General features: G+C 70.8%; 7 protein-coding genes. 3 read left to right on the top strand and 4 right to left on the bottom strand.

Annotated elements, in window-relative coordinates; translation table 11 throughout:
* Together G6017_RS06820 and G6017_RS06815 are read right to left on the bottom strand one after the other, a co-directional pair.
* Positions 1 to 1,481 (bottom strand): acetyl-CoA carboxylase biotin carboxylase subunit (locus tag G6017_RS06820; RefSeq protein ID WP_182616610.1); only part of this gene is annotated, 1,481 nt, incomplete at its 3' end.
* A gap of 8 nt (positions 1,482 to 1,489) precedes the next feature.
* Positions 1,490 to 3,079: a carboxyl transferase domain-containing protein gene (locus tag G6017_RS06815; RefSeq protein WP_182616608.1), complete on the bottom strand. Its 1,590-nt coding sequence runs from the start codon at positions 3,077 to 3,079 to the stop codon at positions 1,490 to 1,492.
* Positions 3,080 to 3,387: 308 nt separating this feature from the next.
* On the opposite strand from G6017_RS06815, the gene G6017_RS06810 reads away from it, so the two are divergent.
* A complete protein-coding gene (locus tag G6017_RS06810; RefSeq protein ID WP_179525853.1) occupies positions 3,388 to 3,678 on the top strand; it encodes a DUF1540 domain-containing protein in 291 nt (96 codons plus the stop codon).
* Between the two features lie 49 nt (positions 3,679 to 3,727).
* Here the strand turns inward: G6017_RS06810 and G6017_RS06805 are convergent, their stop codons facing one another.
* Positions 3,728 to 4,405, bottom strand: a complete 678-nt coding sequence (locus G6017_RS06805; protein WP_179525854.1) for a hypothetical protein — start codon at positions 4,403 to 4,405, stop codon at positions 3,728 to 3,730.
* Positions 4,406 to 4,542: 137 nt separating this feature from the next.
* Here G6017_RS06805 and G6017_RS06800 point away from each other — a divergent pair, with 137 nt between their 5' ends.
* Positions 4,543 to 6,024, top strand: coding sequence for an amidase (locus G6017_RS06800; RefSeq protein ID WP_182616606.1), 1,482 nt, complete (start codon positions 4,543 to 4,545; stop codon positions 6,022 to 6,024).
* A 3-nt stretch (positions 6,025 to 6,027) separates the two neighbouring features.
* Here G6017_RS06800 and G6017_RS06795 read toward each other — a convergent pair whose 3' ends face one another.
* On the bottom strand, positions 6,028 to 6,495 hold the full coding sequence (locus G6017_RS06795) for an Lrp/AsnC family transcriptional regulator (protein WP_182616605.1): 468 nt from the start codon (positions 6,493 to 6,495) through the stop codon (positions 6,028 to 6,030).
* Between the two features lie 167 nt (positions 6,496 to 6,662).
* On the opposite strand from G6017_RS06795, the gene G6017_RS06790 reads away from it, so the two are divergent.
* Positions 6,663 to 9,558, top strand: a 2,896-nt coding sequence (locus G6017_RS06790; RefSeq protein WP_182616603.1) for an indolepyruvate ferredoxin oxidoreductase family protein, incomplete at its 3' end; no start/stop codon positions are given.

The following is a 9,558-nucleotide window of genomic DNA, read 5'->3' as shown; positions in this document are numbered from 1 at the left end:
TCCCGCCAGCCGTTGGGCACGTCCCACGGCCCCCGCCGGGCGGCAGGCACGCGGGCCCAGCGCTCCTCGGTGCGGTGCATGGCCACGGCGACCAGTGCGCCCTCGGGGGCCGGGGTGGCGGTGTAGTTGTCGAGCGTCCGGTCGAGCAGGCCGGTGTCGAGGTCGCCGGCGACGACCTCCGGCTGGGAGAGCAGGAACCGGCAGAAGTCGATGTTGGTCCGCAGGCCCAGGACGTGGGTGCCGGCGAGCGCGGCGTCGAGACGGGCCAGCGCCTCGGCGCGGTCGGTGCCGTGGGCGATGACCTTGCCGAGCATCGGGTCGTAGTCACTGCCGACGACCGTGCCCACGCGCAGCCCGGAGTCCACTCGGATGCCGTCGCCCGAGGGCTCCTCCAACCCGAGCACGGTGCCGCCGGTGGGCAGGAAGCCCTTGGCGGGGTCCTCCGCGTAGACGCGGGCCTCGATCGCGTGTCCGGTGAGGGTGATGTCCTCCTGGCGCAACGTCAGCTCCTCGCCGGCGGCGATGCGGACCTGCCAGTCCACCAGGTCGACGCCGGTGACCATCTCGGTCACGGGGTGCTCCACCTGGAGACGCGTGTTCATCTCCATGAAGAAGAACTCGTCCGGGGCGTGGGCCGAGACGATGAACTCGACCGTGCCGGCGCCCACGTAGCCCACCGAGCGGGCGGCGTCGCACGCGGCGGTACCGATGCGCTGGCGGGTGACCTCGTCGAGCAGCGCGCTGGGCGCCTCCTCGATGACCTTCTGGTGGCGGCGCTGCAGCGAGCACTCCCGCTCACCCAGGTGGATGACGTTGCCGTGGGTGTCGGCGAGGACCTGCACCTCGATGTGGCGCGGGGTGTCGACGAAGCGCTCGAGGAACAGCGTGTCGTCGCCGAAGGCCCCCGCCGACTCGCGACGGGAGGAGTCGAGCGCGGCGCGCAGATCCTCTGGTCGCTCCACGCGGCGCATGCCCTTGCCGCCGCCGCCCGCGGACGGCTTGACGAGGACCGGGTAACCGACCTCCTCGGCGCCGGCGACCAACTCGTCGTCGGTCAGCCCCGGCCGCGAGATCCCGGGCACGGTGGGCACGTCCCGGGCCGAGACCGCGGCCTTGGCCGTGATCTTGTCGCCCATGGTCTCGATCGCGGTGGCCGGCGGTCCCACGAAGATCAGGCCCGCCTCCTCCAGTGCCCGCGCGAAACGCGAGTTCTCGGACAGGAAGCCGTATCCCGGGTGGACGGCCTGCGCGCCGGTCCGGCGGCACGCGTCGATCACCTTCTCGAAGTCCAGGTAGGACTGCGAGGCCTGGGCGGGGCCCAGTCGGACGGCGGCATCGGCCATGCGCACGTGGAGGGCGTCCGCGTCGGCGTCGGAGTAGACGGCGACCGAGCGGATGCCCGCAGCCCGCAGTGAGCGGATCACGCGACACGCTATCTCACCGCGGTTGGCCACCAGAACGGTGTGGAGTTTCTGTGACATAGCTCGACTCACATCCTGAAGACGCCGTTGTTGACCGGCTCGAGGGGGGCGTTGGCCGCGGCCGCGAGGGCCAGGCCGAGGACGGTACGGGTGTCGGCGGGATCGATGATCCCGTCATCCCACAGTCGGGCCGTGGAGTAGTACGCGGTGGACTGCTCCTCGAACTGCTCGCGGATCGGCGCGGTGAACTCGGCCTGCTGCTCGTCCGTCCACTCCCCGCCCGACTTGGTGACCTGCGCGGCGCGCACCGAGGCGAGGGTGTCGGCCGCCTGGGGCCCGCCCATCACGGCGATCTTCGCGTTGGGCCACATCCAGAGGAACCGCGGGGAGTACGCACGGCCACACATGGAGTAGTTGCCGGCACCGAACGACCCGCCCACGACGATGGTGAACTTGGGGACCCGCGCGCACGCCACGGCCGTGACCATCTTGGCGCCGTTCTTGGCGATGCCGCCCGCCTCGTACTGACGGCCGACCATGAAGCCGGTGATGTTCTGCAGGAAGACCAGGGGGATCTTGCGGCGGTCGCACAGTTCGATGAAGTGCGCACCCTTGAGCGCGGACTCGGAGAAGATGACGCCGTTGTTGCCGATGATCCCCACCGGATGCCCGTGGATCCGCGCGAACGCGGTCACCATCGAGGCACCGTAGTTCTCCTTGAACTCGGTGTACTCGCCGCCGTCGACGATCGTGCCGATGATGTCGCGCACGTCGTAGGGCTGGCGGGAGTCGACCGGGACGAGGTCGTAGAGGTCGGACTGCGGGCGGGCGGGCTCGCGGGGCTCGAGCACCTCCCAGTCCGGCTCGGGCGCCGGCGGGCAGGTCGCCACGATCTGGCGGACCTTCATGAGCGCGTCGTAGTCGTCGTCGGCCAGGTGGTCCACCACACCGGAGGTCTTGGCGTGCAGGTCGCCGCCACCGAGCTCCTCGGCGGTGACCTCCTCGCCGGTGGCCGCCTTCACCAGCGGCGGGCCGGCGAGGAAGATCGTGCCCTGGTTCCGGACGATCACGGCCTCGTCACTCATCGCCGGGACGTAGGCGCCGCCGGCGGTGCACGAACCCATGACCGCGGCGATCTGCGGGATGCCCTTGGCGGACATGTTCGCCTGGTTGTAGAAGATCCGGCCGAAGTGGTCGCGGTCCGGGAAGACCTCGTCCTGCTGCAGGAGCATCGCCCCGCCGGAGTCCACGAGGTAGATGCACGGCAGGTTGTTGGCCATCGCCACCTCCTGGCCACGCAGGTGCTTCTTCACCGTCATCGGGTAGTAGGTGCCGCCGGAGACGGTCGCGTCGTTGGCGATCACCAGGCACTCGCGCCCGGAGACCCGGCCGATCCCGGCCACGACACCGGCGCCCGGCGCCTTGCCCCGGTACATCTCCTCGGCGGCCAGCGGGGACAGCTCGAGGAACGGGCTACCGGGATCCAGGAGGACGTCCACCCGCTGGCGGGCGAGGAGCTTGCCCCGCTCGAGGTGCCGGGCACGGGCCTTCTCCCCACCGCCCAACGCGGCCCGCTCGAGGCGGTCGCGGAGGTCGGAGAGGAGCTCCTCGTGCGCCTGGCGATTGGTGGTCGGGTGATCGGTGGTCGCGGAAGTCATCAGCGCCGCTCCCTTTCAGTTAAGTCGGATTAACTGAGTTCGACCATAGTGCCATGGCTCACAGATGTCCAGAGGGGGATCGGAGACCACACACGCCACCGGGAGGCGGCGGGGGTACGCGGTCCGCGGAGCTCACACCGCGGACATTCAGGGAAAGCGCTGGTCAGATGCTTAGGCTAACCTGACCTAGCACAGGCTCTCCTTGCTTGCAAGTCGAGCCGATCAGGGGTTGACTCGGTGACACCGACGGTCCGCGGCAACCGGATCGGCACCACCGGGAACACCCACCGATACGAGGAGCAACCGCCATGGCCACTCTCACCGGAATCAGCAACTGCACCGTCACCACGTGCTCGTTCAACGCCGACGCGGACTGCACGGCCCCGGCGATCACCGTGGCGGGATCACCCGACCACGCCGAGTGCGGGACGTTCATCTCGCTCGACGTCCGGGGCGGCCTCCCCACCGCGAGCGCGCACGTCGGCGCCTGTCAGCGCGTGGAGTGCACGCACAACAAGGACCTGCTCTGCTCGGCGGAGTCCGTGACGATCGGCTCCGGCGCGGACACCGCCGATTGCCTCACCTACTCCCCCGCGTAGGCGCCGCCGGCACGTGGGCCGGGGCGTCGGCCGGGATGTGGCCCGGGACTCAGCTCGCCCGGGCCACGTACTGGCCCATCTCGCGGACCACGTCCCCGACGGACTGCGCCCGGGTCATGAACGGCAGGTGCACGACATCGGCGTCGCGCCCGAGTGCGGTGAGAAGGTGGAGGCCGTCCGGGTCGACACCGAGGACGAACGGCGGGTGAGCCGGGTCGCCCGATCCCGCCAGGATCGCCAGGTGTTCCCCGAATCGCGCCCGGATCTCGTCCGCGAGACCGGGCGCCTCGGACGCCAGCGGGTCCGAGGGCACCGCGTCCAGGTCGCGGGCGAGAACCGTCCCCTCGTGGCCGAGACGGCGCACCTGCAGCTCGCCGAGCTCGATCTCGATCTCGACGACCCACCCCTCGCCCTGGCGTGCCGCACGCGCCACCCCGAAACCGTAGAGGCTGGCGACGTGCACCTTCGCCTCGACGATCGGAGCGAACTCGTCGATCATCACGACCACCTCGACCGAGGAGCCCGGCTCCACGATCAGACCGGACCACGGTGCGGGCGCCCCGGTGACGACGACGGCGCCTCCGCCGATCCAGCGGTGCTGGGCGGAGACCATCACATCTGAGCGGTCCCGGGTGCCGCGGACGGCGACCGTGGCGATGCCCGCCCCGTCCAGGAGACGTCGGGCGCCCGTCACGACCGGATCCGACACGATCGGGTGCACTGCCATTGTTCGCCCTCCACGGGTCGCCAGCTACACGGCGAGATCTCGGGTACGAGAATAAGGTGACGCTCGCCTAAGTAAGGTACACCTAAGATGCACGAGTAGCCCGGCCGTTGTCAAGGGGGACGCCCTACAGTGGACGCGTGACCGACACCACAGCCGATGCCGTCGCCGATCCGACCCCCGCCGATCCGACCCCCGCCGGACCGCCGCGCCGCGTGCACGCCTTCCGCGACGATGCGCTCGGGTACGACGACGCCTCCGCCCTCGCGGAGAGAGTTCGCAGGCGGGAGGTCTCACCCGCGGAACTGGTCGAGGCCGCCATCGAGCGTTGCGCCACGGTGGACCCCGTTCTGGGCGCCCTGGTGCACACCGACTACGACCGCGCGCGCCACCGGGCGGAGTGGGTCCGGAACTCCCAGCTCTCCGCCCCGCTCGCCGGCGTGCCGTCGGCGTTCAAGGACGCGGTCCGGGTGGAGGGTCTGCCCATGACGCTCGGCTCGTCGGCGGTCCCCACCCGACCAGCCCTCCACGACGGCCCCTACGCACCGCTCTTCCGTGCGACCGGACTGATCCCGGTGGGCACGACCGCGATGCCGCCGTTCGGCTGGACCGCCGCCACCGAGCGACAGGGCGGGCTCGTCACCCGGAACCCGTGGGACACCGGCCGCACCAGCGGCGGGTCCTCGGGGGGATCCGCCTCACTGGTGGCCGCCGGCGCGTTGCCGATCGCGCACGCCAATGACGGCGGTGGGTCGATCCGGATCCCCGCGGCGGTCACCGGCCTGGTGGGGTTCAAGCCCAGTCGCGGCAGACACCCCGACGAGAAGTTCTCGGCGAACATGCCGATCCCGATCATCTCCCAGTCCGTGGTCACCCGGTCCGTTCGCGACACGGTGGCGTTCCTGACCGCCTTCGAAGCGGGACACCGTCCGGTGGGGGTCCCACCGCTGGGTACGGTCGCGCAGGCTCCCGGGCGCCGGCTGCGGATCGGCCTCGTCGAACACAGTCCCGCGGGCGACCCGACCGATGCGGCCACCCTGGCGGTGTTGCGGGAGGCCGCCGACCGGCTGGCGGCGTTGGGCCATGAGATCGTGCCGACCACCGCGCCGGTCCCGGACTCGTTCCGCGAGGACTTCATCGCCTACTGGGGCCTGCTCGCCCTGGGCACCTCCTCGGGCGGCCGGGGCATGTTCAGTCCGGAGTTCGCGGCGGAGCGGCTCGACCCGTTCACGATCGGCCTCGCCGCGATGGCCAGGCGGGGTCTGCCCTCACTCCCCCTGCACCTGTACCGCCTCTACCGGACCAGGCGGCGGTTCGACTCGGCGTTCGGCGAGTTCGACGTCTACCTCAACCCGGTGGTCAACCACGAGACCCCCGAGGTCGGGTACCTGGATGCGGACCTGCCCTACGAGACCCACCTCGAGCGGGTCTCCAACTGGGTCACCTTCACGCCCCTCCAGAACATCGCGGGATCGCCCGCCGTCTCGCTTCCCACCGGCCGGGCGCCGGACGGCCTGCCCATCGGCGTGCACCTGTCGGCGAGGATCGGCCACGATCGACTGCTCCTCGAACTCGCCTCCGAGTACGAGCAGGCCTATCCGTTCGCCCGCATCTGGGAGTGAACCTCACTCGTCCAGCAGCTGGGCGACACGCGGGCCGACCCGTCGCCGCAGGACCACCTCGGTGCGGGTGCGCAGGACACCCGGGGTGGCGATGATGGCGCTGAAGACCTCCTCGAGATGCGAGTGGTCCCGGGCCACGACACGGCACACGATGTCGAACTCCCCCGCCACGCTCATCACCTCGAGGACCTCGCGCACCTCCGCCAGGCCCGTACAGGTCGCCTGCAGCTTCGCCTGCGCGACCTGGATGTGGACCAGCGCCGAGAGCGGGAACCCGAGCGCGGCCGGATCGAGGGTCGGCGCCCACGACGCGATCACCCCCCGCGCCTCGAGCTTGTCCAACCGCGCCTGCGCCGTCCCGCGGGCCACTCCGAGGCGGCGGGAGAACTCGCGCACCCCGACCCTGGGGCCCGCCAGGACGATCTTCAGGAGTCGTCGGTCGGTGTGATCCAGATCGGCAGGCGCGTCCATGTGTCCATGCTAATCCGGTGGGCACTGCGCATTGTGTCCATCTCGCGGCGGAATGTGGCCGACATCCTGCACATGGTGCACTGCATCGCGCTGGCCACGTGACGCGCATCACCCACACGCCTAGCCTGGAGACACAGCCACTGTCGTCAGAAGGCCAGGTGTGACAGATGACCTCCCTACTCCACCCCTCGAGCGGCTCCCACGATGATCTGCCCCGAACCGGGCGGGCGGACGCCACCTCGTTCTCGCTCTCCGACCGCTACACGCGGGAGAGCGGCACGGTGTTCCTCACCGGCATCCAGGCCCTCGTCCGCACGGTCCGCGACCGCGCCCGACTGGACCGCAGGCAGAACCTGCTCACCGCCAGTCTCGTCAGTGGTTACGAGGGCTCGCCGCTGGCCGGCTACGACCTCGAGCTGGCCAGGCGCGGGACGTTCCTCGACCCGTTCGACGTGGTCCACCGCCCCGCCCTCAACGAGGAGGCCGCCGCCACGGCCGTCATGGGGTCGCAGCTCGCGCGACGCACGGGGACCCTACGCGCGACGGCCCACACCGGCGGCGCGCCACTGCAGGGCGTCGTCGGGTACTGGTACGGCAAGGCCCCCGGCCTGGACCGCGCGACGGACGCGATCCGCCACGCCAACCTCATCGGCACCGACCCCCACGGGGGCGCGGTGGCGCTGGTCGGGGACGACCCCGGAGCCAAGTCCTCCACCGTGCCGTGCTCGTCCGAGCTCGCGCTGGCAGACCTCTACCTCCCCACGCTCTACCCCGCGGACTCCCAGGACGTGCTGGACTTCGGCGTCCACGCTGCGATCCTCTCCCGGGTCTCGGGCCTGTGGTCGGCCCTGAAGATCTCCTCGCACGTCGCGGACGCCTCGTCCACCGCGCTGGTGGACCCGGATCGGATCCTGCCCGTCTACGGCGATCTGGGCACGAGTCCCCACGTGCCCTCGGGCCAGTTGCTCGGGTCCAGCCTCATGGAGTTGGAGCAGAACCAGCTCACGATCCGGATCCCCCGCGCGCTGGAGTACGCCCGGCTCAACCGACTCAACCGGATCGTGCAGTCGACCGCCGACGACCGGATCGGGATCGTCGCCGCCGGGAAGAGCTACCTCGACGTCCGCGAGTCGCTGCGCAGGTTGGGTCTCGACGACGCCGAGCTCGCCCGACGCGGCATCCGGATCCTCAAACTCGGCATGGTCTACCCGATCGAGCGCACGGTCCTCGACGAGTTCATGACCGGCCTCGACGAGGTGATCGTGGTGGAGGAGAAGCGCGACTTCATCGAGACGATGATCCGCGAGATCCACTTCCGACGGCCAGACGTCGCGAACGTCGTGGGCAAGACCCATGAGGACGGCTCCACCCTGTTCAGCCGCTTCGGTGAACTCGACGTCGACGCCGTGACCCGGGGCCTGGCGCAACGGCTGGGCCGCGTCCACGGGATAGAGTCGGCGGCCGCCTGGCTCGACGGACCGGGCCGCGGCCGCTCGCGGATCTCCCTGCCGCTGGCCACCACCCGCACCCCCTACTTCTGCTCGGGGTGCCCCCACAACAGCTCCACCAAGGTGGCGGACGGGACGCTCGTGGGCGGCGGCATCGGCTGTCACGCGATGGTCCTGCTAATGGACGAGGACCAGGTCGGCACCGTCACCGGGGTCACCCAGATGGGTGGCGAGGGACTCCAGTGGACCGGTATGGCCCCGTTCCTGACCGAACGCCACATGGTGCAGAACATCGGCGACGGCACGTTCATGCACTCGGGTTCCCTCGCCCTCCGCGCGGCCGTCGCCTCGGGCGACAACATCACCTACAAACTCCTCTACAACGGGACGGTGGCCATGACGGGCGGCCAGGACCCGGTCGGCGAGATGTCCCTGCCGGAGATCCTCCGGCTCCTGCAGGCGGAGAGGGTCGCCCGGATCGTCGTCACCACCGACGACGTCAAGGCCACGAGGTCCCAGGGACTGCCCCGCGGCATCGAGGTCCGCGACCGCCGCGACACGCTCGAGGTCCAGAAGGAGCTCGCCGCGGTCCCCGGGGTGACCGTGCTGGTCCACGACCAGTTCTGCGCGGCCGAGAAGCGCCGCCACCGCAAGCGCGGCACCTACCCCACCCCGGCGGAGCGGGTGGTGATCAACGAACGGATCTGCGAGGGGTGCGGCGACTGCGGCAAGAAGTCCAACTGCCTGTCGGTCCATCCGGTGGACACCGAGTTCGGCCGCAAGACCCGGATCGACCAGTCGACCTGCAACTTCGACTTCTCGTGCCTGGAGGGCGACTGCCCGGCCTTCGTCACCGTGGTCCCGGGCGTCGGGACCGAGCGCGTGGCGACCGCACCGGAACTGGACTCCGCCGCCCTCCCGGAACCGGACCGGGTCGCGGTCGACGCCGACCGCGGCTTCTCGCTGCGCCTCACCGGGATCGGTGGGACAGGGATCGTCACCGTCTCGGCCGTGCTGGCGACCGCCGCCGTGCTCGACGGCAACTCCGCCCGCACGCTCGACATGACGGGTCTGGCGCAGAAGGGTGGCGCGGTGGTCTCCGATGTCCGGGTGGCGCGGACGCCACTCGAGCAGCCCCCCAAGATCGGGGCCGGGGACTGCGACCTCTACCTGTGTTGTGACGGCCTCGTGGGCGCGGACGACGCCAACCTCAAGGTCGCCCACCCGGAGCGCACCACCGCGGTGGTCTCCACCACCCGGATCCCCACGGGGACCATGGTGATCGACACCGCCGTGCACTACCCGTCCACACCGGACATCCAGGCGGCCATCGACCGGGCCTCCGGGCGGGGCGTCTACCTCAACCCCGGCGAGATCACGGAGAACCTCTTCGGGTCCACGCAGGCGTCCAACATGCTCATGGTGGGGGCGGCGTACCAGAGCGGCGCCCTGCCGATCTCCGCCCGGGCCATCGAGCAGGCGATCGAGCTCAACGGAGTCGCGGTCGCGGCGAACATCCAGGCCTTCCGGCGTGGCCGCCAGGCCGTCGCCGATCCCGGGGCCCTGGCCGCGCTGGTCGCGGATCTGCACCGGCCGGTGTCGACCGCGACGCCGG

Source organism: Dietzia sp. B44, assembly GCF_014145245.1.
GTDB lineage: Bacteria > Actinomycetota > Actinomycetes > Mycobacteriales > Mycobacteriaceae > Dietzia > Dietzia natronolimnaea.
This window is presented reverse-complemented; position numbering and strand designations above follow the sequence as displayed.

What these genes read in the sequence shown, in the direction of transcription:
- G6017_RS06810 (WP_179525853.1), top strand. Translation starts at nt 3,388, where the DNA reads ATGGCCACTCTCACCGGAATCAGCAACTGCACCGTCACCACGTGCTCG.
- G6017_RS06815 (WP_182616608.1), bottom strand. Translation starts at nt 3,079, where the DNA reads ATGACTTCCGCGACCACCGATCACCCGACCACCAATCGCCAGGCGCAC.
- G6017_RS06805 (WP_179525854.1), bottom strand. Translation starts at nt 4,405, where the DNA reads ATGGCAGTGCACCCGATCGTGTCGGATCCGGTCGTGACGGGCGCCCGA.
- G6017_RS06795 (WP_182616605.1), bottom strand. Translation starts at nt 6,495, where the DNA reads ATGGACGCGCCTGCCGATCTGGATCACACCGACCGACGACTCCTGAAG.